The sequence below is a fragment of the Streptomyces sp. NBC_00400 genome (genome assembly GCF_036048035.1).
GTDB lineage: Bacteria > Actinomycetota > Actinomycetes > Streptomycetales > Streptomycetaceae > Streptomyces.
Genome location: NZ_CP107940.1, coordinates 3,731,641 through 3,758,603 on the forward strand (window position 1 = coordinate 3,731,641; position 26,963 = coordinate 3,758,603).

The 26,963-nt window shown below is 71.2% G+C and carries 23 protein-coding genes and 1 tRNA gene; 12 read left to right on the forward strand and 12 right to left on the reverse strand.

The annotated features are described in order from the left end of the window. Positions 1 to 165: 165 nt before the first annotated feature. Positions 166 to 363 carry a hypothetical protein gene (locus tag OHS81_RS16095; protein ID WP_088799112.1) on the forward strand — a complete coding sequence of 66 codons (198 nt, stop codon included), beginning with the start codon at positions 166 to 168 and terminating at the stop codon, positions 361 to 363. Positions 364 to 630: 267 nt separating this feature from the next. Here OHS81_RS16095 and OHS81_RS16100 read toward each other — a convergent pair whose 3' ends face one another. From OHS81_RS16100 to nth, 3 genes are read right to left on the reverse strand one after another with little or no spacing between them, the layout of a single operon-like run. Next, on the reverse strand, positions 631 to 1,830 hold the full coding sequence (locus tag OHS81_RS16100) for a MarP family serine protease (RefSeq protein ID WP_328385452.1): 1,200 nt from the start codon (positions 1,828 to 1,830) through the stop codon (positions 631 to 633). Between the two features lie 13 nt (positions 1,831 to 1,843). Beyond that, positions 1,844 to 2,596, reverse strand: a complete 753-nt coding sequence (locus OHS81_RS16105; RefSeq protein ID WP_328385453.1) for an NUDIX hydrolase — start codon at positions 2,594 to 2,596, stop codon at positions 1,844 to 1,846. Between the two features lie 51 nt (positions 2,597 to 2,647). Then, positions 2,648 to 3,727 carry an endonuclease III gene (nth, locus tag OHS81_RS16110; protein ID WP_328385454.1) on the reverse strand — a complete coding sequence of 360 codons (1,080 nt, stop codon included), beginning with the start codon at positions 3,725 to 3,727 and terminating at the stop codon, positions 2,648 to 2,650. A gap of 443 nt (positions 3,728 to 4,170) precedes the next feature. Here nth and OHS81_RS16115 point away from each other — a divergent pair, with 443 nt between their 5' ends. Beyond that, positions 4,171 to 4,845: a Crp/Fnr family transcriptional regulator gene (locus tag OHS81_RS16115; protein WP_006604164.1), complete on the forward strand. Its 675-nt coding sequence runs from the start codon at positions 4,171 to 4,173 to the stop codon at positions 4,843 to 4,845. Between the two features lie 221 nt (positions 4,846 to 5,066). Further along, positions 5,067 to 5,888 (forward strand): nucleotidyltransferase domain-containing protein, encoded by an 822-nt coding sequence (locus tag OHS81_RS16120; RefSeq protein ID WP_328385455.1) that lies wholly within the window; start codon positions 5,067 to 5,069, stop codon positions 5,886 to 5,888. A 120-nt stretch (positions 5,889 to 6,008) separates the two neighbouring features. On the opposite strand, the gene OHS81_RS16125 is transcribed toward OHS81_RS16120, so the two are convergent. The 4 genes from OHS81_RS16125 to OHS81_RS16140 all read right to left on the reverse strand — a co-directional run bounded on the left by OHS81_RS16125 (position 6,009) and on the right by OHS81_RS16140 (position 8,666). Beyond that, positions 6,009 to 6,845 (reverse strand): MBL fold metallo-hydrolase, encoded by an 837-nt coding sequence (locus OHS81_RS16125; protein WP_328385456.1) that lies wholly within the window; start codon positions 6,843 to 6,845, stop codon positions 6,009 to 6,011. Beyond that, entirely contained in the window at positions 6,842 to 7,876 is a 1,035-nt protein-coding gene (locus tag OHS81_RS16130) for an NUDIX hydrolase (protein WP_328385457.1), read from the reverse strand. Before OHS81_RS16130 ends, OHS81_RS16125 begins: the two co-directional genes overlap by 4 nt. 170 nt (positions 7,877 to 8,046) lie before the next feature. Then, positions 8,047 to 8,511, reverse strand: coding sequence for a RidA family protein (locus OHS81_RS16135; RefSeq protein WP_088799107.1), 465 nt, complete (start codon positions 8,509 to 8,511; stop codon positions 8,047 to 8,049). Continuing rightward, positions 8,508 to 8,666 carry a DUF4177 domain-containing protein gene (locus tag OHS81_RS16140; RefSeq protein ID WP_003967454.1) on the reverse strand — a complete coding sequence of 53 codons (159 nt, stop codon included), beginning with the start codon at positions 8,664 to 8,666 and terminating at the stop codon, positions 8,508 to 8,510. Before OHS81_RS16140 ends, OHS81_RS16135 begins: the two co-directional genes overlap by 4 nt. 210 nt (positions 8,667 to 8,876) lie before the next feature. On the opposite strand from OHS81_RS16140, the gene OHS81_RS16145 reads away from it, so the two are divergent. Beyond that, on the forward strand, positions 8,877 to 9,935 hold the full coding sequence (locus OHS81_RS16145) for an ArsA-related P-loop ATPase (protein ID WP_328385458.1): 1,059 nt from the start codon (positions 8,877 to 8,879) through the stop codon (positions 9,933 to 9,935). Continuing rightward, positions 9,932 to 11,344 carry an ArsA family ATPase gene (locus OHS81_RS16150; RefSeq protein ID WP_328385459.1) on the forward strand — a complete coding sequence of 471 codons (1,413 nt, stop codon included), beginning with the start codon at positions 9,932 to 9,934 and terminating at the stop codon, positions 11,342 to 11,344. Before OHS81_RS16145 ends, OHS81_RS16150 begins: the two co-directional genes overlap by 4 nt. Positions 11,345 to 11,735: 391 nt before the next feature. Here the strand turns inward: OHS81_RS16150 and OHS81_RS16155 are convergent, their stop codons facing one another. Further along, positions 11,736 to 12,077 carry a WhiB family transcriptional regulator gene (locus tag OHS81_RS16155; protein ID WP_328385460.1) on the reverse strand — a complete coding sequence of 114 codons (342 nt, stop codon included), beginning with the start codon at positions 12,075 to 12,077 and terminating at the stop codon, positions 11,736 to 11,738. A 382-nt stretch (positions 12,078 to 12,459) separates the two neighbouring features. Here OHS81_RS16155 and OHS81_RS16160 point away from each other — a divergent pair, with 382 nt between their 5' ends. Continuing rightward, entirely contained in the window at positions 12,460 to 14,667 is a 2,208-nt protein-coding gene (locus tag OHS81_RS16160; protein WP_328385461.1) for a transglycosylase domain-containing protein, read from the forward strand. A gap of 169 nt (positions 14,668 to 14,836) precedes the next feature. Here the strand turns inward: OHS81_RS16160 and OHS81_RS16165 are convergent, their stop codons facing one another. Next, positions 14,837 to 15,301, reverse strand: coding sequence for a GatB/YqeY domain-containing protein (locus tag OHS81_RS16165; protein ID WP_328385462.1), 465 nt, complete (start codon positions 15,299 to 15,301; stop codon positions 14,837 to 14,839). A gap of 127 nt (positions 15,302 to 15,428) precedes the next feature. Between OHS81_RS16165 and OHS81_RS16170 the strand changes: the two genes are divergently transcribed. From OHS81_RS16170 to OHS81_RS16180, 3 genes are all read left to right on the forward strand, one after another. After that, the gene (locus tag OHS81_RS16170; protein ID WP_328385463.1) at positions 15,429 to 16,355 is read left to right on the forward strand and encodes a metallophosphoesterase; all 927 of its coding nucleotides are present in this window, start codon (positions 15,429 to 15,431) and stop codon (positions 16,353 to 16,355) included. Positions 16,356 to 16,707: 352 nt separating this feature from the next. Then, the gene (locus OHS81_RS16175) at positions 16,708 to 17,433 is read left to right on the forward strand and encodes an integral membrane regulator (RefSeq protein ID WP_328385464.1); all 726 of its coding nucleotides are present in this window, start codon (positions 16,708 to 16,710) and stop codon (positions 17,431 to 17,433) included. Between the two features lie 12 nt (positions 17,434 to 17,445). After that, positions 17,446 to 17,519 (forward strand) — tRNA-Pro (locus OHS81_RS16180). 34 nt (positions 17,520 to 17,553) lie between these two features. On the opposite strand, the gene OHS81_RS16185 is transcribed toward OHS81_RS16180, so the two are convergent. Next, on the reverse strand, positions 17,554 to 18,015 hold the full coding sequence (locus tag OHS81_RS16185; RefSeq protein ID WP_328385465.1) for a class I SAM-dependent methyltransferase: 462 nt from the start codon (positions 18,013 to 18,015) through the stop codon (positions 17,554 to 17,556). Positions 18,016 to 18,514: 499 nt separating this feature from the next. Here OHS81_RS16185 and OHS81_RS16190 point away from each other — a divergent pair, with 499 nt between their 5' ends. Next, a complete protein-coding gene (locus OHS81_RS16190; protein ID WP_328385466.1) occupies positions 18,515 to 22,528 on the forward strand; it encodes an nSTAND1 domain-containing NTPase in 4,014 nt (1,337 codons plus the stop codon). A 473-nt stretch (positions 22,529 to 23,001) separates the two neighbouring features. Continuing rightward, positions 23,002 to 23,790, forward strand: a complete 789-nt coding sequence (locus OHS81_RS16195; RefSeq protein WP_328385467.1) for a GntR family transcriptional regulator — start codon at positions 23,002 to 23,004, stop codon at positions 23,788 to 23,790. Between the two features lie 54 nt (positions 23,791 to 23,844). Here OHS81_RS16195 and OHS81_RS16200 read toward each other — a convergent pair whose 3' ends face one another. Further along, positions 23,845 to 25,062 carry an amidohydrolase family protein gene (locus OHS81_RS16200; RefSeq protein ID WP_328385468.1) on the reverse strand — a complete coding sequence of 406 codons (1,218 nt, stop codon included), beginning with the start codon at positions 25,060 to 25,062 and terminating at the stop codon, positions 23,845 to 23,847. 187 nt (positions 25,063 to 25,249) lie between these two features. Here OHS81_RS16200 and OHS81_RS16205 point away from each other — a divergent pair, with 187 nt between their 5' ends. Beyond that, positions 25,250 to 25,699: a DoxX family membrane protein gene (locus tag OHS81_RS16205; protein WP_328385469.1), complete on the forward strand. Its 450-nt coding sequence runs from the start codon at positions 25,250 to 25,252 to the stop codon at positions 25,697 to 25,699. Positions 25,700 to 25,786: 87 nt separating this feature from the next. Here OHS81_RS16205 and OHS81_RS16210 read toward each other — a convergent pair whose 3' ends face one another. Next, entirely contained in the window at positions 25,787 to 26,962 is a 1,176-nt protein-coding gene (locus OHS81_RS16210) for an LCP family protein (RefSeq protein ID WP_328385470.1), read from the reverse strand. Position 26,963 lies beyond the last annotated feature (1 nt).

The window sequence follows — 26,963 nt, forward strand, 5'->3', positions numbered from 1 at the left end:
GCCATGGGCCCTACCCCGCTGAGCGGGCGGCGCGAACCGCTCGGCGGGGCTCGCCCAACCGAGGCTCGAACGTTCGTATGACGAACAGCCACTTGCCTGGCGCATAGGCCAATTGGCGGCCCCCGAGGCGGTTACGGACCTTGGGGCACGGGCAGAGTCGAGGGTATGGGCTGGACGCACGACTACCGTGACGTGGCACGCAACCGCCGCAGCAGTGCCGCTGTAGTGGGTACTCAGGACAGGGGAACCCCGGACCTCGGGTCCGGCCAATCCCCCGACCCGGCGCACCCTATGGGCATCCCGCGCATCCTGCGCCGCAGAGCGCGCTGGATGAGCGCGCGGCTACGCCATCCCCGTACCTGAACCACGGCGTACCTGAATCCACGGCGTACCTCGATCGGCCGCACCGCCGGCAGGGCGCGGGAAGCACCTCTCCCCGCGCCTGACGCGCCCTGTGGCGCGTGTCCGGCCTCGCGACCGACCGCAGGCACACCTGACCGGGCGCCGGGCACACGCGCCGGGCACACCCGCGGGGGCCTTACGGACACCGTCTGGATGCGTCTCAGGGCGGCACCCCCCTGGAGTGTGCCGCCCTGACTGCCGACCAGATAGCGCCGCCCCGGCCGGCGGCTAGATGGCGCAGCCCTGGCTGTCGGCCTGCTGCCGTGCCGTACGTCCCTTGAGGACGTCCTGGCGGACCTCGTCGGCGGTCAGCGCATAGCCGGTGTGCGAGTCGTCCAGCGACTTCGCGAAGACGACGCCGTAGACCTTGCCCTGCGGAGTGAGCAGCGGGCCGCCGGAGTTGCCCTGCCGGACCGTGGCGAAGAGGGAGTAGACATCGCGGCCGACCGTGCCGCGGTGGTAGATGTCCGGGCCGTTGGCCTGGATGCGGCCGCGGATGCGGGCGGAACGGACGTCATAGCCGCCGTTCTCCGGGAAGCCGGCGACGATGGCGCTGTTGCCGCTGTTCGCGTCCCCGTCGGCGAACTGCAGCGCCGGCGCCTCCAGGGAGGGCACTTCCAGGACCGCGATATCGCGCCGCCAGTCGTAGATCACGACCTTGGCGTCGTACGTACGGCCCTCGCCGCCCACCTGGACGGTCGGCTCGCGCACACCGCCGACCACATGGGCGTTGGTCATCACACGGTGCCGGCCGAAGACGAAGCCGCTGCCTTCGAGGACCTTGCCGCAGCCGGGGGCCGTGCCGACGACCTTGACGATGCTGCGCCTGGCCTGCGCCGCCACCGGACTGGAGGCCAGCCGGGGGTCGGGGGCCGGCACGTTGTGGATCGGCTCGTTGGAGAACGGCGTGAAGACCTGCGGGAAGCCGTTCTGCGCGAGGACCGAGGAGAAGTCCGCGAACCAGGTGCCGGCCTGCTGGGGCATCACCCGGGACACACCGAGCAGCACCTTGGAGTTGCGGACCTCCTTGCCGAGCGTCGGCAGGGACGTACCGGCCAGCGCCGAGCCGATCAGCCAGGCGACCAGCAGCATCGCCAGGACGTTGACCAGCGCGCCGCCGGTCGCGTCCAGGGCTCTCGCCGGTGACCAGGTGATGTGGCGGCGCAGTTTGTTGCCCCAATGGGTGGTGAGCGCCTGGCCCACGGATGCGCACACGATCACGATGGCAACCGCCGCGATGGCCGCGAAGCTGCCGGGTGTCGCATCTCCGGTGATCTCGTTCCAGATCACGGGCAGCAGATAGACCGCGATCAGACCGCCTCCGAGGAAGCCGATCACGGACAGGATGCCGACGACAAAGCCTTGCCGATAGCCGATGATCGCGAACCACACGGCCGCGACCAGTAGCAAGATGTCCAGGACGTTCACGCCGGACACCGTCTCATGAGCGCCAGTCCAGTGGGACCGCCTTGTCACGGTCCCACGGAATCTCCCAGCCGGCGTAGTGCAGGATCCGGTCGATCACTCCGGCCGTAAAACCCCAGACCAGGGCATTCTCGACAAGGAACGCGGGTCCGGTGTGGCCACTGGGATGGCAGGTTGTCACCCGATGGGCCGGGTCCGTGAGATCCGCCACGGGAACCGTGAAGACCCGGGCGGTCTCCGCCTGGTCGACCGCGCCGACCGGGCTCGGCCGGCGCCACCACCCCAGGACCGGTGTCACCACGAAGCCGCTGACGGGGATGTAGAGCCGCGGCAGCACGCCGAAGACCTGTACACCGGAAGGATCGAGGCCGGTCTCCTCCTGGGCCTCGCGCAGCGCCGCCCGCACGGGGCCGGGGCCGTCGGGGTCGCCGTCCTCCGGGTCGAGGGCGCCACCGGGGAAGGAGGGCTGGCCGGCATGCGAGCGCAGGGTCCCGGCGCGCTCCATCAGAAGCAGCTCGGGACCGCGGGCGCCGTGGCCGAAGAGGATGAGCACGGCGGACTGCCGGCCTCCGCTCTTGGGCGGCAGGAAGCGGCTGAGCTGGCGTGGCTCGATCGTGGCGGCCGCGCGGGCCACCGGGGCCAGCCACTCGGGCAGGCCGTCGGCGGTGACCGTGGCGTCCCGGCCGGACGCCGCCTCGGACGCCGCGCCGGACGCCGCTGCGCGGACGTCCGCTTCCTCGCCGTACCGCTGCTCCCGTGCGCTCCTCATACGCGCCCCCTCAGGCCTGGCATCGATCGTCGGTCACCTCTGGCGGCCGCCTCATGAGGCGGCCACCGGGGGCGCCATCGGGGGCGCGGGCTTCCCCGGATAGCCGGCCGGCGGCTTCAGCCGCTGCCCCGGCTGACCGCCGAGCTCGTACTTCAGCAGCTTCTTCGCCTTCTCCGGGTCCGTCTCGCCCTCGCCGTACGCGGGGCACAGGGGGGCGATGGGGCAGGCGCCGCAGGCAGGCTTGCGGGAGTGGCAGACGCGGCGGCCGTGGAAGACCACCCGGTGCGAGAGCATCGTCCACTCGCTCTTGGGGAAGATCTCGGCGACATCCGCCTCGACCTTCTCGGCGTCCTCGGCGGTGGTCCAGCCGAAACGGCGGGCGAGCCGGCCGAAGTGGGTGTCGACGGTGATGCCCGGGACGCCGAAGGCGTTGCCCAGCACCACATTGGCGGTCTTGCGGCCGACCCCGGGGAGGGTGACAAGGTCCTCCAGGCGCCCTGGCACCTCACCGCCGAAGCGGTCGCGCAGCGCGGCCGACAGACCGAGCAGCGACTTCGTCTTGGCCCGGAAGAAGCCGGTCGGCCGGATCAGCTCCTCCAGCCGCTCCGGATCCATCGCGGCCATGTCCTCGGGCGTCGGGCAGACCGCGAAGAGGCGCGGGGTGGTCTGGTTGACCCTCAGGTCGGTGGTCTGCGCGGACAGGACCGTGGCGACCAGCAGCTCGAAGGGGTTGGTGAAGTCCAGCTCGGGGTGGGCGTACGGATACAGCTCGGCCAGCTCGCGGTTGATCCGGCGGGCCCGCCGGACCATGGCGACACGCGACTCGGGCTTGCGCGCGGGGGTCTTCTTGGCGGCCTTCTTGGCGGAGGCCTTCGGGGCGGTCTTCTCGGCCGCCGTCTTCTTGGCGGCGGCCGTCTTCTTGGCGGCGGTCGTCTTCTTGGCGGCGGTCGTCTTGGCCACCGCCGTCTCCTTTGTCGCCGCCGTCCGCTTTGCCGGGGCCGTCTCCTTGGCCGCCGCCTTCGTCGTGGCGGTCTTCTTGGCGACGGCCTTCTGCGCGGTGGCCTTCTTCGTGACGGCCTTCTTCGCCGCGGCCTTCGTGGCCGCCGCCGGCTGCTCTGGGGGTTCGTTCACGGCGGCCTTCTTCCCTGCCGAGGTCCTGCCTACCGGGGTCTTCTTCACGGAGGTCTGCGAGGTGGTGTCCTGCGCCGCCGGTCGCGACGCGCCAGGCTTGAGGGTGTCCGGCGCCCTGCCGGACGTCACCCCGGAGGGCGATTTGTTACTTTTATCGGAATTCGATGTGCGGCCGGACGGCTGTTCGCCCACAGCGGAATCACGCCCTGCGCTCACTCTTCCGGCCCCCCACTCCTCTGCGCTCACCGGCGTATTGGACACTCGGCCAGACTAAGGCCAGCCACTGACATCCGGCTTGATCGCTGTGATTCCTGACCCCAATCGGCCCCCTGCCTTATGGCTCGGGGCACCGGTCCGGCAAACTTGTGATTGATCGCACTGTTTTGCATTCCGGCATGATGGGGACCACAGTCCCCCGGAGCATGTCGACAAGGAGAGATCTCGTGGACGACGTTCTGCGGCGCGCACCGCTCTTCGCGGCGCTCGATGACGAGCAGGCGGCCGAGCTGCGCGCCTCAATGGGAGAGGTCACGCTCGCCCGCGGCGACGCCCTGTTCCACGAAGGGGACCCCGGCGACCGCCTGTACGTGGTCACCGAGGGCAAGGTGAAGCTGCACCGCACTTCCCCGGACGGCCGGGAGAACATGCTCGCCGTTCTCGGCCCCGGCGAGCTGATCGGGGAGCTTTCGCTCTTCGACCCGGGCCCGCGTACGGCCACGGCCTCCGCCCTCACCGAGGTCAAGCTGCTCGGCCTGGGCCACGGCGACCTTCAGCCCTGGCTGAACGCCCGCCCCGAGGTGGCCACGGCCCTGCTGCGTGCGGTGGCCCGCCGACTGCGCAAGACCAACGACCAGATGTCCGATCTGGTCTTCTCGGACGTGCCGGGCCGGGTGGCCCGCGCCCTGCTCGACCTGTCGCGCCGCTTCGGCGTGCAGTCCGAGGAGGGCATCCATGTCGTCCACGACCTCACGCAGGAGGAGCTGGCCCAGCTGGTAGGTGCCTCCCGCGAGACCGTCAACAAGGCCCTCGCGGACTTCGCAGGCCGCGGCTGGCTGCGTCTGGAGGCGCGCGCCGTGATCCTGCTGGACGTGGAGCGGCTGGCCAAGCGCTCGCGCTGACCCCCGCAGACGTCCTGGAAGGGCCCCGCTCCGGCGGGGCCCTTCGTCATGGGGTCACGGGGCCGCAGCTTCCTTCGTGAGGGGTCTGCCGCTTCCTTCGTGAGGTGCCCGTCGCTTCCTTCTTCAGGGCCCGCGGAATCACCGGCTCCGCCCGTAACGCAGTCACGTGCCCCCCCGTAAACAGGTCGCCGCACCACCGCCCTCCTGGCCATAGTGGCGCCATGACCGAAAACGGGGCGGGGCTGGACCGGGACGGCTACTTCCTGCGGGAAGGCTCCCTGGACCGCGTCTCCGCGCCGTTCGCGCCCGTCGTGGCGGAGCTCGGCGCCCGGACCGGCGCATACTTCGGCCGCGGCCGCCTGCACAGCAGCTATCTCTTCGGCAGCGTCCCGCGCGGCACCGCCGTCCCCGGGGTCTCCGACCTTGACGCGCTGATCGCCCTGCGGGACGAGCCGACCGATGCCGACCGCGCTGCCGTCCGAGCCGTCGAGCACAGCCTGGATGCCGCGTTTCCGCAGATCAACGGCGTGGGAATCCTGCTGTTCGGTGCGCACCGGCTGCGCAGCGAGCGGGAGCGGTACGACCTCGGATGGTTCGTGGCCTGTCTGTGCACCCCGGTCAGCGGTCCGGATCTCGCCGCCGAGCTGCCCCGCTACCGTCCCACCTCGCTCCTCGCCCGCGAGACCAACGGCGACCTCTTCCGCAGCCTGCCCGGTCTGCGCGAGAAGGCGGCGGCGGCCACTACGGAAGCCGAGCGCACCCGGCTGACCCGGGGTGTGGCGCGCCGGCTGGTGCGCACCGGATTCACCCTGGTCATGCCGCGCTGGGGTGGCTGGACGAGCGATCTCACCGAGTCCGCCGAGGTGTTCGGCCGCTACTACCCGGCGTACGCCGGGCAGATGCACGCCGCGGCGCGCGCCGCCCGGGCGCCCGCCGCGTACCCGGAGCTGCTGGACGACCTGCTCACCGGCCTCGCCCCCTGGCTGGCCGCGGAGTATCTGGCCGTCCACGGGGCGAAGGCGCCCCCGCCCCGGGCGGGCTGACGGCGCCTCTCAGCCGGGCCAGGCCCCGGGGCCGGACCCGTCCTCGCCCTCGGCCCCGCCCCGGCCGACCACCCGGCCCGGAGTTCCCCGGCCGCCGGCCCTCGTCCCCGCCGGCCGCCGTCAGCTCTCGATCAGCCCGTGTTCGCCCAGGTAGTCCAGCTGTGCCCGCACGGACAGCTCGGCGGCCGGCCACAGCGAGCGGTCGACATCGGCATAGACGTTCGCGACGACCTCGGAGGGTGAGCGGTGGCCGGCCTCGACCGCGGTCTCCACTTGGGCGAGCCGGTGCGCGCGGTGCGCCAGATAGAACTCCACCGCCCCCTGGGCGTCGTTCAGCACCGGCCCGTGGCCCGGGAGGACCGTCGCCACCCCGTCGTCGACCGTCAGGGAGCGCAGCCGGCGCAGCGAGTCCAGATAGTCGCCCAGCCGCCCGTCGGGGTGTGCGACCACAGTGGTGCCGCGCCCCAGGATCGTGTCGCCGGTGAGTACCGCGCGGTCGGCCGGGAGGTGGAAGGAGAGCGAGTCGGCGGTGTGGCCCGGTGTGGGCACCACGCGCAGTTCCAGGCCTCCGGTGGTGATGACATCGCCCGCGGCAAGCCCCTCGTCGCCCAGGCGCAGCGCCGGGTCCAGCGCCCGTACGGCCGAACGGGTCAGTTCGGCGAAGCGGGCGGCGCCATCGGAGTGGTCGGGGTGACCGTGGGTCAGCAGGGTCAGTGCGATGCGCTTGCCGGCCCGCTCGGCGGTCTCGATGACGGCCCGCAGATGGCTCTCGTCGAGCGGCCCGGGATCGATGACGACGGCGAGATCGGAATCCGGCTCGGCGACGATCCAGGTGTTGGTGCCGTCCAGCGTCATCGGCGACGGGTTCGGGGCCAGTACACACCGGGCCCGCGCGGTCGCCTGCCCGGCGATCACACCGCCACGGGGCTGACCGGGGAGGGCGGATGCTTCGGTCATGCGGGGGTCCCTCCCGAGGGGCCGGGGCTGTCCGAGGGGCCGGGGCCGTCCGGGCCGGGGCCGTCCCCGGGGGAACGGGTGTCGGCAGGGGCACCGGAATCAGTGCCGGCATCGGTATCGGCACCGGCATCGGCATCGGCATCGGTATCGGCACCGGCACCGGCACCGGTCTGGGCGATGTGCTTGGTGAACTCGTCGTGCCCCGGCCAGCTCAACTCGATCTCACCGCCCACGAGGCGGGCCCGCGCCAGCACCGGCGTCAGGTTCTGGGCCTCCGCCCCGGCCAGCACCTCCGCGGAGGTGGCGTACGGCTGGAGCGAGCGCAGGGTCGCGATGGTCGGCGGCATCATCAGCAGCTCACCGCGGTCGTAGCCGCCCGCCGCCTCCTCGGGCCGGATCCACACCGTACGGTCCGCCTCCGTGGAGGCGTTCCAGGTGCGCTGGCCCTCGGGAAGCGCGGCGACGAAGAACCAGGTGTCGTAGCGCCGCGGCTCGAACTCGGGGGTGATCCAGCGGGCCCAGGCACCGAGCAGGTCGGAGCGCAGGACCAGGCCGCGGCGGCCCAGGAAGTCGGCGAAGGACAGCTCATGGGCGACGAGGGCGGCGCGGTCGGCCTCCCAGTCCTCGCCGGTGGTGTCCGCGACGACCGTGTCGGCCGAGGCGCCCGCGAGCAGCACGCCCGCCTCCTCGAACGTCTCGCGGACCGCCGCGCAGACGATGGCCTGCGCGGTCGCCGGGTCGACGCCCATACGGACCGCCCACTGGGCACGCGACGGGCCGGCCCAGGCCACCGGTCGCTCGTCGCGTGGATCGACGGAACCGCCCGGATAGGCGTACGCGCCTCCGGCGAAGGCCATGGAGGTGCGTCTGCGCAGCATGTGGACGGTGGGGCCGCCGGAGGCGGAGTCCCGCAGCAGCAGGACGGTGGCGGCCCGCCGGGGCTCGGCAGGGGTCAGCTCGCCGTTCGCGAGTGCCCGGATGCGGTCCGGCCACTCCGGTGGGTACCACTGGCCGTTGGTCGTGGACGACATGGCCGGATGCTATGCGCTCGCGCGCGGATGTTCGAGGGCGTCTTTCGCGCCGGAGGGCCCCTGCTGACGAGGGGCCCTCCGGCACACGGCGCACGCTTCGGGCGCAGAGCCCGTACGGGTCCTGGCCCGGCGCCCTAACGGGGTGTCTTCCCGGCGCCGTTACAGGGTGTCTACTCGGCGATCTCGACCTGGATCTCGACCTCGACGGGAGCGTCCAGCGGCAGCACCGCCACACCCACCGCGGACCGGGCGTGCACGCCCTTGTCGCCAAGGATCTCGCCCAGCAGCTCGCTGGCGCCGTTGAGGACACCCGGCTGGCCGGTGAAGTCCGGCGCGGAGGCCACAAAACCGACGACCTTCACGACCCGCTGGATCTTGTCCAGGTCGCCGATGACGGACTTCACGGCGGCCAGCGCGTTGAGTGCGCAGGTCGCGGCGAGTTCCTTGGCCTGCTCGGCGCTGACCTCGGCACCGACCTTGCCGGTGACCGGCAGCGCGCCGTCCACCATCGGCAGCTGGCCGGAGGTGTACACATAGGCGCCGGAGCGCACCGCGGGCTGGTAGGTGGCCAGCGGCGGCACGACCTGCGGCAGCTTGAGCCCGAGCGCCGCGATCTTGTCCTCCGCCGCGCTCACGCCTTCTCCCGCTTCAGGTAGGCCACCAACTGCTCGGGGTTGTTCGGGCCGGGCACGACCTGGACGAGCTCCCAGCCGTCCTCGCCCCAGGTGTCCAGAATCTGCTTCGTCGCGTGCACCAGCAGCGGCACGGTCGCGTATTCCCACTTGGTCATGGGCCGAGCGTAATGCCTGTCCACGAGCGCGGTGGACGCCGTCCGCCGCGGGCCGCCCGCACCCCTTCCGTACGGCGCTCCGACGGCGCGGCCGCCCGACCCCTACGGAGCATCCCGGAACCTTCCCGGAGAAGCCGCGGGAAGATTCTCCGGGGCTTCCCAGGCGTATCCCGTGCGTAGCCGGGACGCGGACTGGTTAGGCTCCTTTGCGTGAGCAGGCTCCATGTCGTCAGCGGCAAGGGCGGCACCGGCAAGACCACGGTCGCCGCTGCCCTCGCCCTCGCCCTGGCCACCGAGGGACGACGAACCCTCCTGGTCGAGGTCGAGGGCCGGCAGGGCATTGCCCAGTTGTTCGAAACAGAAGCGCTTCCTTACGAGGAACGCAAGATCGCGGTGGGTCCGGCATCGGACGGTGCGTCGCCGTGGGGCTCCCCCCGGGCGGAGTCCGCGGGAGAGTCCTCCCGGAGCGGCGCCGGAAGACGGTCGGGCGGGGAGGTCCACGCCCTGGCCATCGACGCCGAACGCGCCCTTCTGGACTACCTCCAGATGTTCTACAAGCTCGGCAGCGCGGGCCGGGCGCTGAAGAAGCTCGGCGCGATCGACTTCGCCACGACCATCGCGCCGGGTCTGCGGGACGTCCTGCTGACCGGCAAGGCGTGCGAAGCGGTGCGCCGCAAGGACAAGAGCGGAAAGTTCGTCTACGACGCGGTCGTGATGGACGCCCCGCCGACCGGCCGGATCACCCGCTTTCTGAACGTCAACGACGAGGTCGCCGGCCTCGCGAAGATCGGCCCGATCCACAATCAGGCGCAGGCCGTGATGCGCGTCCTCAAGTCGCCCGAGACCGCGGTGCATCTGGTGACGCTCCTGGAGGAGATGCCGGTCCAGGAGACCGCCGACGGCGTCGCCGAGCTGCGCGCCGCCGGCATCCCCGTGGGCGGCGTCGTCATCAACATGACCCGCCCGGCGCTGCTGGACAACGGCGCCCTCGACAGCGCCGCCCGCGGGGCGCGTACGGGCGTCGCCAAGGCGCTCTCCGAGGCCGGTCTGGGCGGCGCCCGCCGCGGCGGCCTGGCGGACCGGCTGATCGACCCCCTGCTGGAGCAGGCGCGCGAACACGCCGAGCGGGTCGAGCTGGAGCGCGCCGAACACGCCGAACTGACCGCAATCGGCCTGCCCACCTACGAGTTGGAGCTGCTCCCCGAGGGAGTGGACCTCGCCGGGCTCTACCGCCTGGCGAGAGACCTGCGGAAACAGGGGCCCATATGACCTCGGACACCACGACGCTGGACGCCTCGGCCCCGCGGCTCGAGGTCGATGCGCTGATCGACGACCCGCACACCCGCATCGTGGTGTGCTGCGGCTCGGGAGGCGTCGGCAAGACCACGACCGCCGCGGCCCTGGGTGTACGCGCCGCCGAGCGCGGCCGCCGGGTCGTCGTACTGACCATCGACCCGGCCAGACGGCTGGCCCAGTCCATGGGCATCTCCGAGCTCGACAACGTCCCGCGCCAGGTCAAGGACGTCGACGAGAGCGCGGGCGGCGAACTGCACGCGATGATGCTGGACATGAAGCGCACCTTCGACGAGATCGTCGAGGGCCATGCGGACGCCGAGCGGTCCCGCGCCATCCTGGAGAACCCCTTCTACCAGTCCCTGTCGGCCGGTTTCGCGGGCACGCAGGAGTACATGGCCATGGAGAAGCTCGGCCAGCTCCGCGCGAACGACGAGTGGGACCTGATCATCGTCGACACCCCGCCGAGCCGCTCCGCACTGGACTTCCTGGACGCGCCCAAGCGCCTCGGCTCCTTCCTGGACGGCAAGTTCATCCGGGTGCTGATGGCGCCGGCGAAGGTCGGCGGCCGGGCCGGCATGAAGTTCCTCAACGTCGGCATGTCGATGATGACCGGCACCCTCAGCAAGCTCATGGGCGGTCAACTGCTGCGCGATGTGCAGACCTTCGTGGCCGCCATGGACACCATGTTCGGCGGCTTCCGCACCCGCGCGGACGCCACCTACCGCCTGCTGCAGGCGCCCGGCACGGCGTTCCTCGTGGTGGCCGCGCCGGAGCGGGACGCGCTGCGCGAGGCGGCGTACTTCGTCGAGCGGCTGGCCGCCGAGCAGATGCCGCTGGCCGGCCTCGTGCTGAACCGGGTGCACGGCAGCGGCGCCGCCCAACTGAGCGCCGAGCGCGCCCTGGCCGCCGCGGAGGCCCTGACCGACCGCATGGCGGAGGACACCCACGCGGACACGATGCCGGACACGGACACCGAGGCGGCCCCGGTCGCAGCGGCCGGCCCCGACCACGGCTCCGCCATGGATGCCGGCCCGGCTCCCGGCCGCGCAGAAAATAATCTTGAAACCACCGGCATTGTGGATCTCGACGGCGGGAAGGCTGGATCACGTACCGCCGGCGGCCTCTCCCCCGCTGCCGCGGCGGATCATGTGGCACCCACGTCGGTCTCGGCGGCGCAACTGGCCGCCGGGCTGCTACGGCTGCACGCGGAACGTATGCAGGTCCTCGCGCGCGAACGTCGCACGCGGGACCGCTTCACCGCGCTGCATCCCGAGGTTCCGGTGACCGAGGTCGCCGCGCTGCCCGGCGATGTCCATGACCTCGCAGGGCTGCGTGCCATCGGCGACCGCCTGGCACTGAACCCCACGGACACCGACGGCTGAGCCCTACGCACGGCCGGCTCAGCCACTCACCCCACAGCGCCCGTCACCACTCACGAAGCGCCTCTCCACTCACGAAACACCTCTCACCAGCGCGCACAACAGGTAGGCACACGCACACCGGCACGTCCGCACGCCGACGCATGTCACACACAGCCAAGTGTCACACCGCACCACCTGCGCACGCCCCGGGCGCCCCACACCTGGCAGCCCGACTACCGGACGCCCCACTGCCGGAGCCCCTAACCCTCGGAGCACCTAACTCCCGGGCGTCACAACAACACTGATGGCACGTCACCACGCACCACTCAGAACGCGCCACCAGCAAGAACTTCTCGGCCAAATCTCCCGGCCACAGTCTGCGGACTACGGGACACAGCCCGCAGGTGCCCGCCTACCCGACCGCGGCGAACTCGTCGAACATCTCGTCCTCGCAGTCCAACGGCAGGATGCCCGTGCTGCGCTCGTACTCCGTGCGCGCTGTCTCCAACAGCCGACGCCATGACGTCACGGTCGGGCGGCGACGCAGCAGCGCCCTCCGCTCGCGCTCGGTCATCCCGCCCCACACGCCGAACTCCACCCGGTTGTCCAGGGCATCGGCCAGGCATTCCGTGCGTACCGGACACCCGGTGCACACTGCCTTGGCGCGGTTCTGCGCTGCCCCTTGTACGAACAGTTCATCCGGATCGGTAGTGCGGCAGGCTGCCTGTGCACTCCAGTCGGTTACCCAGCTCATGCTGGCGCCGTCCTCTCCCGAATCGAGGCTCCCCCACGGCGGCAATCGGCATATTCACCGTTGCCAGTTGAGGACGTTACGGAAGGCAGGCAGGGCGCAACACCCCCTTCGGGCCCAATCTTGAATGGCCCGAACGGACTATGCGTACGCGGCAGATCACCCAACGGAGTGACCGAACGACATACGTCACGTTGCGCACAAGACGGGACAGTTCACCGTCCTGACACGGGGTTTCTCTCGACATACACGGGCACGTGGGGGCGCGGCCCGCGGGAGGAGGGGGTTGACGAACCGATGCGTAACCGTTCAGCTGTGGTAGCTGAGAACAGGCTAAACGAACAGGTGCGCCCCTGTCCGGCGATTGAGAACGTAGGGTGCCCTCATGCCTAAGAAGCGCGATGGCGGGGGTCTGCCCAGGACTCAGCAGGCCGCCAAGTTCCTCGGTGTCAGCGTCCTGGCCGGAGCGGTGCTCGCCGGCCTTGCGCTCCCGGCGGCCGGGGCGCTGGGCCTGACCGCCAAGGGATCGGTCGAGGGCTTCGACGACATCCCGGCGAACCTCAAGACGCCGCCGCTCAGCCAGCGGACCCGGATTCTGGACGCCAAGGGCGGCGAGATCGCCAAGGTCTACTCCCGTGACCGTACGGTCGTCGACCTCAAGGACATGTCGCCGTACATCCAGAAGGCGATCGTCGCGATCGAGGACGCGCGCTTCTACCAGCACGGCGCCGTCGACGTGAAGGGCATCCTGCGGGCGCTCAACAAGAACGCCCAGTCCGGAGCCGTCTCCCAGGGCGCCTCGACGCTGACCCAGCAGTATGTGAAGAACGTCTTCATCGAAGAGGCGGGCGACAACCCGGACAAGGTCGCGCAGGCCACCCAGCAGACCCTCGGCCGCAAGGTCAAGGAGCTCAAGTACGCGATCCAGGTCGAGAAAGAGCTCGGCAAGCGCAAGATCCTGCAGAACTATCTCAACATCACGTTCTTCGGGCAGCAGGCCTACGGCATCGAGGCGGCCGCCCAGCGCTACTTCAGCAAGCACGCCAAGGACCTGGACCTCGGGGAGTCGGCGCTGCTGGCGGGCATCGTCCAGTCGCCCAGCCGCTACGACCCGGTCAATGACCCGCAGGAGGCCACCCGGCGGCGCAACACCGTGCTGCAGCGGATGGCCGATATGAAGGACGTCACCCAGGCGGAGGCCGACGCGGCCGCCAAGAAGCCGATCAAGCTGGCGGTCAGCCGCCCCAAGAACGGCTGCATCACCGCCTCCCATGGCGCCGGCTTCTTCTGCGACTACATCCGCACGGTCTTCCTCCGCGACAAGTCGTTCGGCAAGAGCCGGAAGGTCCGTCTGCAGCGCTGGAACGAGGGCGGCATGACGATCCGCACCACCCTCGACCCGCAGACCCAGAAGTCGGTGCAGGCGTCGCTCAAGGACCACGTCTACGAGGACGACCCGGTCGCCTCGGCCGCCACCATCGTCGAACCGGGCACCGGCAAGATCCTCGGCATGGGCCAGTCGCGCCCGTACGGATTCGGTGAGAACGAGACCGTGATCAACCTCTCGGTCAACCACGACATGGGCGGTGGCGCCGGTTACCTGCCCGGGTCGACCTTCAAGCCGGTGGTCGCGGCGGCCGCGCTGGAGCAGGGGACGGATCCGGAGCAGGAGTACCCGTCGCCGTACCGGATGCCGTACCCCAGCCCCGTCCAGACCTGTGACGGCCAATGGCAGGGCAACGGCTCCGAGAACGTCGAGAACGAGAACAAGGAAGAGGTCGGCCCGTACGCCATGAAGGAGGCGACCGCGAAGTCGGTCAATACCTACTTCGTGCAGCTGATCAGCAACATCGGCGTCTGCCCCGTGGTCAACATGGCGCAGAAGATGGGCATCGAGCGGGCGGACGGCAAGGCGCTGCAGCAGGTTCCGTCGATGACACTCGGCACCCAGGAGATGTCGCCGCTCACGATGGCGGCCGGCTATGCCGCCTTTGCCGGCGGCGGCCGGTACTGCTCGCCGGTGGCCATCGAGTCGATCACCGACGCACGCGGCCGCGCGCTGAAGGTCCCGCAGACCAGCTGCCGCACCGCCATGTCCAAGAAGACCGCGGACACGATCAACACGCTGCTCAAGGGTGTGGTCGAGGACGGCACCGGCAAAGAGGCCGGGCTCAAGGGCCGCGACAGCGCCGGCAAGACCGGCACCACCGACAGCCGCTACGCCGCCTGGTTCGTCGGCTACACCCCCAACGCGGCCGGCGCGGTCTGGGTCGGCGACCCGCAGCACAAGCGCAAGATGTACAACATCACCATCGGCGGCGTGCCGCACGACAAGGTCTACGGCGCCGACACCCCCGGCCCCATCTGGCGCGATGCCATGTCCGGCGCGCTGGCCGGCCGGCCCGCGCCCACCCTTCCCACCGTCGCGATCGACGATCCCGCGAAGGACAAGAGCCAGGGCGACGAGGGCGACAAGGGCCGCGGCAAGCACAAGCCCGGCCGGGGCGGCCGCGGCGGCGACAACAAACCGGGCGGCGGCTGGCACATTCCCGGCTTCCCCGACATCCTGGGCGGCGGCAACGGCGGCTGGTGAACGGCTGATTGGCGCGAACGGCCAAGAAGGATGCCGGCCCGTACGGCGGCGCCGGATGCCGGCCCGGCCCGTACGGCGAAGGACACCGACCCGTACAACGAAAGATGAGGGGCGCCCCACTACATGGGGGCGCCCCTCATCTTTCCCTGAAAAGCTCCGTCCGGGCCGCTCAGCCGGCGAGCAGCTTCTTCACCACCGCGGCCACCCGGCCGCCCTCGGCGCGGCCCGCCACCTGCGGGTTGACGATCTTCATCACGGCACCCATCGCCCGCGGCCCCTCGGCACCGGCGCCCTTGGCCTCGGCCACGGCCGCCGCGACCAGCTGCTCCAGCTCGTCGTCGGTCAGCTGCTTGGGCAGATAGTCGGCAAGCACCTCGCCCTCGGCACGCTCCCGCTCCGCCGAATCGCCCCGGCCACCCTTCTCGAAGGCGTCCGCGGCCTCCCGGCGCTTCTTCGCCTCCCGCGCGATGATCTTCTCGACCTCGCCGTCGGACAGCTCGCGCGCCTCGGTGCCCGCGACCTCCTCCTTCTGGATCGCGGTCAGCGTGAGACGGAGGGTGGAGGAACGCAGTTCGTCGCGCGCCTTGATCGCGGTGGTGAGGTCGTCCTGCAGCTTGGACTTGAGCGTGGTCATGCCGTTGAGTATGCCCCCACCCGCCGACAACCACCGCGCCTTTCCCTCCCCGCGCCGCCACGCCGCCACCGCGCCGGGCGGCTCCCACCCGCTGCATCCACCCCCCGCACTCTGCGACGATGGGTGCATGCGCGCGCGATACGGAGTACCCCTGACCCTGACCGCAGTCGGCGCGGCCGGCCTGGCCTACGCCGCCGGCTTCGAAGTCCGCTCCTTCCGCCTCCGACGCGTCACCGTGCCCGTACTGCCCCGCGGCATGCGGCCGTTGCGCGTCCTGCAGGTCTCCGACATCCACATGGTCAGCGGACAGCGCAAGAAGCAGCGCTGGCTGCAGTCGCTCGCCGGGCTGCGCCCCGACTTCGTCATCAACACGGGAGACAACCTCTCCGACACCGAAGGCGTCCCCGAGGCGCTGGACGCGCTCGGCCCGCTGATGGAGTTCCCCGGCGCCTACGTCTTCGGCTCCAACGACTACTACGGCCCCAAGCTGCGCAATCCCGCCCGCTACCTCATCGAGCGGGCCCAGGGCAGGCACGGCCTCAACGGCAATGCACCCGCCGTGGGCGTCGTCCACAACCCGTGGGAAGAGCTGCGCGACGCCTTCGACGCGGCCGGCTGGGTCGGGCTGTCCAACTCCCGCGGCCGCCTCAAGCTGGAGGGCATCGAGATCGCCCTGACCGGCCTGGACGACCCGCACATCAAGCGTGACCGCTACGCCGAGGTCGCCGGCGGCCCGGAGTCCGGCGCCGATCTCTCGCTGGCCGTCGTCCACGCCCCTTACCTGCGCTCCCTGGACGCCTTCACCGCCGACGGCTATCCGCTGATCCTGGCCGGCCACACCCACGGCGGCCAGCTCTGCATCCCCTTCTACGGCGCCCTGGTCACCAACTGCGACATCGACACCGACCGGGTGAAGGGCCTGTCCACCCACACCGCCGCCGGCCACACCTCCTACCTCCACGTCTCCGCCGGCTGCGGCACCAACCGCTACACCCCGGTCCGCTTCGCCTGCCCGCCGGAGGCGACGCTGCTGACGCTTACGGCGCGGGGCTGAGCCTTAGGGGCCACCCCTAATGGCGGGGGGCTGGCCCTGGCGGCGCGGGGCTGAGGCGGTCCGGAGCTGAGGTGATCCGGGGCAGATGCGGCCCGGGGCACCCTGGGCCTGGGCACCCTGGACCCGGGGTCCGGTGCCCCGTACCGGGAGCCTGCCGGACGGGCGTCCGTCTCCTGCCAGGCGGGCGCGGCCGCCTTACCGGAGGGCCCCTACCGGGCAGCCGCCTTGCCCAGCGGCCGCCTTACCCGATGGCCGCCTTGCCCAACCTCCGTGTGCCGGCTCCGTCTGCCGGATGGGCGTTTTGCCCGACGAGGTCTCCCGCACCCGTTGATCATCCCTCTACCGTGGAGAGATGTCCGATCCCACCCGGACCTCACAGTCCACGCGCCACGCCACCGGCCCGGCCGGCGCCGCCGCCCGCACCCCGGCAGCGGCCGTCGCCCCCACCAGCCGCCACCCCCTGGCAGCCGCCTTCCGCCTCCTCATCACCGCGGCCGCCCTGACGGGCGTCATCCTGGCGGCCCTCGGCACCCCCGCCCCGGCCCAGCTCCTCACCCGCTTCACCGTGCAGGCCAACTTCGCCGCGGCACTGGTCTCCGCCTGCTCCGCGCACCGCGCCTGGACCGGCCGCCACCCCGTGAGCCCCCGTATCGCCGGCGCGCTCGTCCCCTTCCTCGTCCTCCCCGCCCTCCTCCACCACGTCCTCCCGGCCGGCGACACCACCGCCTTCACCTTGCCCGCCACCACCCCGGGCGTCGCTCAAGCCCTCTCCCCTCAGCTCCTCTACGCCGTCACCCCGCTCGCCACCCTCGCCGACTGGCTCCTGCTCACCACCCCCCGCGGCTTCCGCCCCTCCTACGCCTGGCAGTGGCCGGCCTACCCCCTGCTCTACCTCGCCTTCACCCTTGCCCTCCCCACCACCACCGGCGCCCCCTCCCCCACCGTCACCTCTGCCCTCACCCTCGGCCTGGCCATCTGCGCGCTCCCCTTGATCACCATCGGGATCGACCAGGTCAGGCCCGCTCCCCGGCTCCACAACAACCGGATTTCGCCTACGGGGATCAGTCCGCTAAAGTAGAGCTCGTTGCTTCGGGGTGTAGCGCAGCTTGGCAGCGCGCTTCGTTCGGGACGAAGAGGTCGTGGGTTCAAATCCCGCCACCCCGACTGAAGAAACAACATCGGGCCCGGTGCTGAGAGATCAGCACCGGGCCCGATGTGTTGTGCGGCCCGTTCGGGGCGCGATTCGGGGACGACTTCGGAATCGGGTCCCGTGGAACCGCACCGCGCGGCCGCTGCTGTCTGTGCGCGGGGAGGCCGTCGAGCCAGGAACCTGTGATCTCGGGCACACTCCACTGTTGCGCCGGTGCCGACCGGCATGCCGGTACCGCCCGTTTCCGGCAGGTGCCCGACCGCTGCCGGTGCGGAGCGTGCGCCCTTCGGCGTTCTCACGCGACGCACGGCGCGGGTCGTGCCAGTGGTGCACCGTCAGGACCGCCATGGCCGCGTCGAAGGTCCCGTCCGGAAAGGGACGTTGCGCGGCCCCGGCGAGGACCTTCCTCGGGCCCGGATGCCGGCCGAGCATGACCGGGGTCGGATCGACGGCGGTGACCTCCGCGTCCGACGGCTCGTAGGAACCTGTCCCCGCACCGACGTTGACCACCGTGCGCGCCCCGCCCAGGGCCCGTGGCGGCGCCCTTCACGACCGGGTCCGGGTCGCGCCGCGCCGCGAAAACTGCGCCGCGCCATTCGTCACCGGTCCCTCCCCTCGTGGGGACCGGTGCCGAATGGCGCAGGCGGGGGCGGTCCGCGCCGGGTGGCGCGGAGCGTGGACGGTGCCGGGTCCCGGGGGCACCGTGCGAGCGGTCCGGAGGGACCGGCTCCACGGGTTCCCCGGGCTCATGAGCCGAGACCGTCACATGGCTCGTGAGTCCGGCAGCAGGTGGCCGGGAACAGGCATCAAGAAGTGCTTCTCCGGGGCTGAGCCGGTGGCTTGCCGGAGTAGGGCACCCCTTGATGCGCCGTTGGGAAGTGATCCTGCCAGGTGACGTTCCCCCTGGGGAGATTCCGGTATCGGGCCGAGGTCTTCGCCGCAGGTCAGGCCGCTAAGGTGAGTTTTCCGGTCCGGATGTCCAGATGCGGGGGAAGGAAGGGGGGAGGCCGTGAGTTCCGACGCAGGGGCACGCACAGCCTTCGCGGAACGTCTCGCGCTGCTGTACAAGGAGGCCGGCAACCCTCCGCTCAAGAAGGTGGCCGAGGCGGTCGTCCGGCTCCAGCGGGTCGACGAACGAGGGCGGCCCGTGCGGGTGTCCGTGCAGCGGATCAGCGACTGGCGGCGGGCCAAGAACGTGCCCGCGCAGTTCGCCGCGCTCGCCGCGGTGCTGCACATCCTGATCCCCCAGGCACGGCGCCAGCGGCCCACCCCGGTGTCCGCGGGCCTGTACGACGCGGCCGAGTGGCAGCGCCTGTGGGAGCGCGCGGTCGGCGGCCGTGCCGCGGCAGCCGAGGAAGAGGAGGGGCGCCCCGCGGCCGAGTCCCCGGCCGTCCCCGGCGTGTGCCCGTACCGGGGGCTGGCTTCGTACCGTCAGCAGGACGCCCGGTGGTTCTTCGGCCGGGAGCGGTGCACGGATGCCCTCGTCGCCCAGCTCCGCGCAGCGGAGAAGACGGGTGGCCTGGTCATGCTCGTGGGCGCCTCGGGGGCCGGAAAATCCTCCCTGCTGAACGCCGGTCTGGTCCCCGCACTGCGCAACGGTGCGCTGGGGGACGGGAAGAGCCAAGAGGGGGAAGCCCAGGAGGGGCAGGCCCAGGAAGGGAAGGTCCTGCAGCTGGTGCCGGGAGGCGATCCGCTCGGGGAGCTGACCTCGCGGATCCCCGAGCTGGGACCCGTCCTGGCCGCCACGGGGGAATCGGCGGCGCGGGAGCCCGGCACGGTGCACTTCGCGCGTGCGGTGCGGGAGGCCGTCGGGACCTGGGCGGGGCGGGAGGCGTCCGCCACCGCGCGTCCGGTCGTCATCGTGGACCAGTTCGAGGAGGCGTTCACCCTCTGCTCCGACGAGGCGGACCGGCGCGCCTTCCTCCAGCTCCTCCACGCCGCGTGCACCCACGGCGGCGTGGATGCCCCGGCCCCCGTGCGCGTCATCCTCGGCATACGCGCCGACTTCTACGACCGATGCCTCGGGTATCCCGAACTGGCCGATGCGCTGCAGCACCGGCACATGGTGCTCGGCCCGCTGACCACCGCGGAGCTGCGCGAAGCGGTGACCGGCCCGGCCAAGGCCGTGGGCCTGGAACTCGAACCGGGGCTGGCGGAGCTGGTCGTCCGGGAGGTGAGCGCCGACGGTCCCGGCGGGACGCACGACGCGGGGGTGCTGCCCCTCCTCTCCCACGCCCTGCTCGCCACCTGGCAGCGGCGGAAGGCGGGAAGGCTGACGCTGGCCGGCTACCGCGCGGCGGGCGGCATCCAGGGAGCGGTGGCGGCGACCGCCGAGCGGGCCTGGTCCGGTCTCGACCCGACGGCACGCACGGCCGCGCGGCTGCTCCTGCTCAGGCTGGTCCGGCTGGGCGAGGACACTCAGGCCACCCGCCGGCGGGGGACCCGGCGCCAGCTGGCGGACGAGTCCGCGGACCCCCACAAGACGGAGGAATCGCTGGAAGCGCTGGTGCACGCCCGGCTGGTGACACTCGACGCGGAGGCCGTGGAGATCACCCATGAAGCGCTGCTCCACGCCTGGCCGCGCCTGCGCAACTGGATCGACGAGGACCGGACCGGCAACCTGCTGCGCCAGCGGCTGGAGGAGGACGGCAGAGCTTGGGAGGGCGCCCACCGTGACACCTCGCTGCTCTACCGGGGTTCGCGGCTGGAACAGGCCCGCACCTGGGCGCAGTCCGCCGGTGACACCTTTCTGACCCGGAGCGCGGTGGACTTCCTGGCCGCTTCGGTCAAGCTGCGCAAGCGCACGGCCTGGATCAGCCGCGGTGCGGTGTCGGCTCTGGCCGTCCTGGCGGTCGTGGCCATCGGTTCGGCGTTGATCGCCTGGCAGCAGCGGGACGACGCCGTGTTCGCTCAGGTGCTCGCCGAAGCCGACCGCGTCCAGTTGACGGACCCGTCGTTGTCCGCTCAGCTCGACCTGGTGGCACACCGCCTGCGACCGGACGACGAGGGCACGAACAACCGGTTGATCTCGACGGTGAACGCGCCACTGGCCACGCCGCTCCTCGGCCACACCGGCGCCGTCTACCTCACCACGTTCAGCCCGAACGGACGGATCCTGGCCACCGCGAGCTACGACCGCACCGTTCGGCTGTGGGACGTGTCGGACCCGACGCGCCCCAAGCCCCTGGGCAAGCCCCTCACCGGACACAAGAGCTGGGTGAGCACCGCCGTCTTCAGCCCGGACGGACACACCCTGGCCAGCGCTTCGGACGACGGCACGGTCCGGCTCTGGGACGTGCGGGACCCCCGTCACCCGCACCCGATCGGTGCGCCCTTGACCGGCCACGACGGCACCATCTTCCTGCTCGCTTTCAGCCCGGACGGACGCACGCTGGCGGCCGCCGACGAAGAACACACCGTCCGCCTGTGGGACGTGGGCGACGTGCGCCGGCCGAGGCGGCTCGGTGTCCTGACCGGCCACACCGCCGCCGTGCGCTCCGTGGCGTTCAGCCCCGACGGGCGGACACTGGCGGCCGGTGGCGACGACGACACGATCAGGCTGTGGGACATGGCCGATCGGCGTCGTCCGAGGCCGATCGGCAGACCTCTGACCGGTCACAAGGGCACGGTGCACTCCCTGGCCTTCAGTCCGGACGGCCGCACTCTCGCCAGCGGCAGCGACGACGACACCATCCGGCTCTGGAACGCGGCCACTCCACAGCACGCCACACCGCTCGGCGCGCCGCTCACCGGCCACACCGGCCCCGTGTGGTCCGTGGCCTTCAGCCCCGACGGGACCATGCTCGTCGCCGGCAGCGCGGACAGAACGGCGAGCATGTGGAACGTCAGCAATCCGGCATATCCCTCGCAGGTCGGCCAGCCCCTCGCCGGCAGCAGTGACGAGATGTACGCCGTGGGCATCAGCCCGGATGGGCGAATCCTCGCCACCGGGAGCGGCGACAACACGGTCCGCCTGTGGTCGATGCCGCCGACGGACATGATCGGCCGCACGGGAGCGTTCCGCCCGGACGGGCGGGTGCTGGCAACGGCCGCCGACGACGAACGGGTCCGGCTGTGGAGTGTGCAGGCTCCGCACCGGACCGCATTGCTGGGCAAACCGTTCAAGCCCGGGGAGGGGGACGCGCGGTCGATGGTGTTCTCCCCCGACGGCCGCATACTCGCGGTGCGGACCGGACGCCGCGCGCTGCGTCTGTGGAACGTGGCCGACCCGAAGCGGCCCGTCCCCTACGGGCCGCCCATCACGCTGCGGACACGGTACGTGGACTCGCTGGCCTTCAGCCCGGACGGGCACACTCTGGCAACTGCCTACGACGACCGCACCATTCAGCTGTGGAGCGTCAGCGACCCGTCCCGCCTTCATCCGCTCGGCCGGCTGCTCTCCGGCCACAAGGGCTACGTCAACTCCCTCGTCGTCAGCCCGGACGGCCGTACTCTCGCCAGCGGCAGCGCCGACGGCACCATCCGGCTCTGGAACATGACCGACCCTCGTCGCGCCACCCCGCTCGGCGCACCTCTCAGGGGACACCTGGGCCCCGTCAACAGACTCGCCTACAGCCCGGACGGCCATACCCTGGCCAGCGGCAGCGACGACAATACGGTCCGGCTCTGGAACGTCACCAACCCCCGCAAAGCCACCCGGCTCGCCACCCTCACGGGTCACACCGAAGCGATAGCGTCGGTGACCTTCAGCCAGGACGGCCGCACCCTGGCGAGCGGCGGCGACGACGACATGGTCCGGCTCTGGAACGTCGCCCACCCTTCCAGGGCCACTCCCATCGGAGAGTCGATCAGCCCCCACGCCAAGACGGGCAATTTCCTTGCCTTCCGCCCCAAAAGCCACATGCTCGGAGTGTCGAGCGGCGCCGATACGGTCCGGCTGTGGGACCTGGACACCCATGCGGCAATTCGCCGTATCTGCTCCACCACCCGGGGCGTTCTGACCCCGGAGAGGTGGCAGGAGTATCTGCCCCGCCTCTCGTACGCGCCCTCGTGCACCGAGTAACCGGGCATCACAGCCAGCGGCCCGCCCGCGGCTTCTCGTCCGAGCGCCGGGCGTGAAGCCTCCGGACCGCCCTGGGCCACCCGTGGCGTTCCGCCCCCGCAACGGGCCGGGGGACGTGATCCCGATCACAACCCCGCATTGTGTCAGGGTAGTTTGCACCGCCACGCAAGCAGCCTTGTTACCCTTGGCCAAGCCCGACCGCTGGTGCATCCCCCGTCGCCAGCGGTCGGGCATTTCCATGTCCGGCGGGAAACGCGGACAGCCCCTGCCTCCGTTCTCCGCACCTCCCCGCCGCCCCCGAGCCGGGTTCGCTGTTGTCGCCGCGCCGCCCCCGGAAGAAGTCGCCGGCAGCGAGCGCCGGCTTCGGCCGTCTGGACGCTTCTGGCAGGTCAACGGCTCGTGATGAGTCATAAAGTGGCGCCGTCGGGACGGTCGGCCCGGCCGGGCGCCGAGCGACGGAACGGTGAGCAGGCATGGCAGTGGCGTACGAGCGGATCGCGGGCCAGCTCCGGCAGGCCGTCCGGGCGGGCCGGTGGAAGCCCGGCGACCTGCTGCCCCCGGAGGCGGAGCTCGCCGAGGAGTTCGGGCGGAGCGTGCCGGCCGTCCGGGTCGCTCTCCGGTTCCTGTGCGACGAAGGCCTCATCGAGAACCGGCACGGGCGCGGCAATGTCGTCCGGCGCCCACGCACCGTTGCCGTGCGCACGAACCTCAGCCACCAGTGGGAGAAGAGCCGGGCCCGCGGGCCGCTGGAGGAACGGGCCCGGACCGGCGCCACCGAGCGGGACACCGGTCTGCACGTCGACGACCTGGTGTTCCACGCGTCGTACCGCGAGACCGAGGCGGACGAGGCCCTGGCGCGGGCCTTCGCCCTTCCGGAAGGCACTGCGCTCCTCGAACGCCGCTACAGAACGCGGTACGCGGCCGAGAGCGCGCCCTTCAGCCTGATGACCTCGTACCTCGTCCGCGACATCATCGCGAAGAACCCCGACCTTCTGGACGAGACCAAGGAGCCCTGGCCAGGCGGGTCACAGGCCCAGCTCTATACCCTCGGCATCGAGCTGGGCCGCATCGAGGAACGCGTCACCGCCCGCCCGCCGGCCCCCGAAGAGGCGGCCGAGCTGGAACTGCCGCCCGGGACGTCGGTGCTCGTCCTCCGGAAGACCTCGATCGACGTCAATGACCGGATCGTGGGCGTCGCCGACGTCGTCCTGCCCGGTGACCGCACGGAAATGCTGTTCGTCACGCCGCTGGAAAGGTGGTGAGTGACGACCGGCCTTCCCGGCGGCGGCCCCGAGCCGGCCAGGACCACCTTTCCGTCAGTCCCGGTCGAACGCGAGGTCCAGCATGCGGATGGCGTTCCCCCGGAGGATCTTGTACGTCACCTCCGCCGGCAGCCCCGCCACGTGCTCGGCGGCCACCTCCTTCGTATGCGGCCAGGTCGAGTCGACGTGCGGGTAGTCGGTCTCGAAGGTCGCGTTGTCGACCCCCACCGTCTCGATCGCCTCGATGCCGTGCCGGTCGCGGAAGAAACAGCAGAAGATCTGCCGGTAGTAGTACGACGACGGCGGCTCGGGGATCAGATCCTTGACCCCGCCCCACGCCCGGTGCTCCTCCCAGACGTCATCGGCACGCTCCAGGGCGTAGGGGATCCACCCCATCTGGCCCTCGCTGTACGCCAGCTTCAGCCGGGGGAACTTCACGAGGACGCCGCTGAACAGGAAGTCCATCATCGAGGCCATCGCGTTGTTGAAGCTGAGGGAGGCCTGCACGGCGGGCGGTGCGTCCGGTGAGGCGGCCGGCATCTGCGACGACGAGCCGATGTGCATGTTCACGACGGTCCCGGTCTCCTCGCACGCGGCGAAGAACGGGTCCCAGTAACCGGAGTGGATGGACGGCAGCCCCAGGTAGGTGGGAATCTCGCTGAAGGTCACCGCCCGCACCCCGCGGGCGGCGTTGCGCCGGATCTCGGCGACGGCCAGCTCGACGTCCCACAACGGGATCAGGCACAGCGGAATCAGCCGCCCGCCGCTGTCCCCGCACCATTCCTCCACCATCCAGTCGTTGTATGCCCGGACGCACGCGAGCCCGACCTCCTTGTCCCCGGCCTCGGCGAAGGTCTGCCCGCAAAAGCGCGGGAACGTCGGGAAGCAGAGCGACGCCTCGACATGATTGACGTCCATGTCCGCCAGCCGTGCCTTCGGGTCCCAGCACCCGCGCCGCATCTGCTCCCGGGTGATCCCGTCCAGCGTCATCTCGTCGCGGGAGAATCCCACGGCGGCGATGATGCGCTTGTACGGGAAGATCAGGCCCTCGTACTCCCACCAGTCGGTGAGCTGGCCCTCCGGGTCCGTGGTGAACCGGTACTTCCCGCCGACGTACTCCAGCCCGCCGATACCGGCGGTGAAGGGTTTCGGCCCCCTGTCCTGGTACTTCTTCGGAAGCCAGGTCTCGAAGAGGTGCGCGGGCTCGATCACGTGATCGTCCACGCTGATGATCCTGGGAAGCTCCGCCGTGCCGCTCTCGTTGCTGCTCACGCTGTACCCCCAACTGCCCGCCGGTGGGTCACGCCGGACCGGTATCTGACGACCCATCAGTTTCGAGGTTATGGGCTCCCCCGTGCGACGACAAGGCGAGGCCGCAAACTCCACCCCTTGCGCGACAGCGCGAGGTCCGCTGAACTGACACACCGTCAGTTCACTGGATGAGCAGCGAGGGGACAGCATGCAGACGATCTGGCTCAGCGGTGCCGAGTGGTTCGCCGTCCTCCGTATCGGCCTCGGGCTGTGGTGGCTGGAGAGCTGGCGCCACAAGGACAAGAAGACCTGGTTCACCGGCGGCGGCATCACCTGGGCGGCCGGCATCGCGGCCAAGCACCGGTGGTCCGCGGTCCGTACGGGCTTCGACCGCTGGGTGAAGCCCCGCCCCCAGCCGATGGCGTACCTCGTCGCCTACGCGGAACTGGCCCTCGGCCTCGGGCTCGTCGCGGGCTTCCTGACGCCGATGGCCCTGGTCTGCGGAGCGGTGCTCAACCTGATCTACCTCGTGCTGATGATCCACGACTGGGCGGAGCAGGGGCAGAACCTGATGATGGCCCTGGTCTCGCTCACGGGGCTGCTCGCCATGAGCTGGCAGTGCTGGTCGCTCGACAGCGCGCTGGGCCTGTTCCGCTAGCCGCGCTGCGAACGGGCCTTCGGCGGGCCGGCGCCCCGGGCGGGAGCGCCCGCGGGGCCGACCGGCCGAAGACCCGTTCGCAGCGGCTCAGCCCTTCTCCCCGACCGTCACCGGACGGTCGTCGTTCAGCTCGGTGAAGAGCTCCTTCGCCTTCGCCTCGTTCCACTGCACGGCGCTGCCCTTGGGGGTGCGGAGGTTGAGGTTCGACACGGGGACGTTGAGCCGCTTGCCGTCGCCCGCCGTGACACCCTTCATCGCCTTGAACAGCGAGGTGAGGTTAGTCAGGCCGGTGTCCTTGTCGACGATGAGCGTGCCGAGGCCCGCGCTCATGGTCGGGTAGACCTTGGCCGGGTCGAGCAGGATGCCGGGCGTGGCGGCCTTGCGGGCGAGGGCGGCCAGGAACTTCTGCTGGTTCTGGCTCCGGCCGAGGTCGCCCTGGGCCTCCTGGTGGCGCTGGCGGACGAAGGCCAGTGCCGTACGGCCGTCCAGGGTCTGGCAGCCCTTCGTGAGGTTCGCGCCCGACTTCTTGTCCTTGACGGCCTTGTCCAGGCAGATCGGGACGCCGCCGATGGCGTTGACGATGCCCACGAAGCCGGCGAACCCGATCTCCGTGTAGTGGTCGACGTGCATGCCCGTGTTCTGCTCGATGGTCCGGACGAGCAGATCGGGGCCGCCGAACGAGAACGCCGCGTTGAGCTTGTTCTTCGCCGCGGGGTAGTGCTTGCCGGTGTCGGGCCGGATGTACGGCGGGATGGTCACCCACGAGTCGCGCGGCAGGCTCACCATCGTGGTGCCGTGGGCACCGGTGTGCAGCAGGATCATCGAGTCGGTACGGCGGCCCGCATCAGCCGAACCGCCGGTGTGCAGGTCCTTCTTGGCCCGGTCGGAGAGGCCCACCCGGCTGTCGGAGCCCACGATCAGGTAGTTGGTCCCCCGGCCCTGCGGCATCCGGTCCGCGATCTTGTCCAGGTCGACCTCGCGGTTGAGCTGGGTGTCGGCCCAGACGTAGGTGCCGAGGGAGCCCGAGAGCAGCACGGTCACCAACAGGATCGCCGTCCGCCTGATCCGGCGGCGGCGCGGGGAACTGCGGGCGGCGCGCCGGCCGCGGCCCGCATGCCCGGCTTCGGGGCCCGCGCGCCCGGCGCCGGGGCCCACGCGGCCGGGCCGGACCGCACGCCCGTCGTTCCCGCCGGGTGCGTCGGACCGGACCGGGGGCGCCGGCGCCGGTGCGGGCGCCCGGACGCCGGGCAGCGGGCTGTTCATG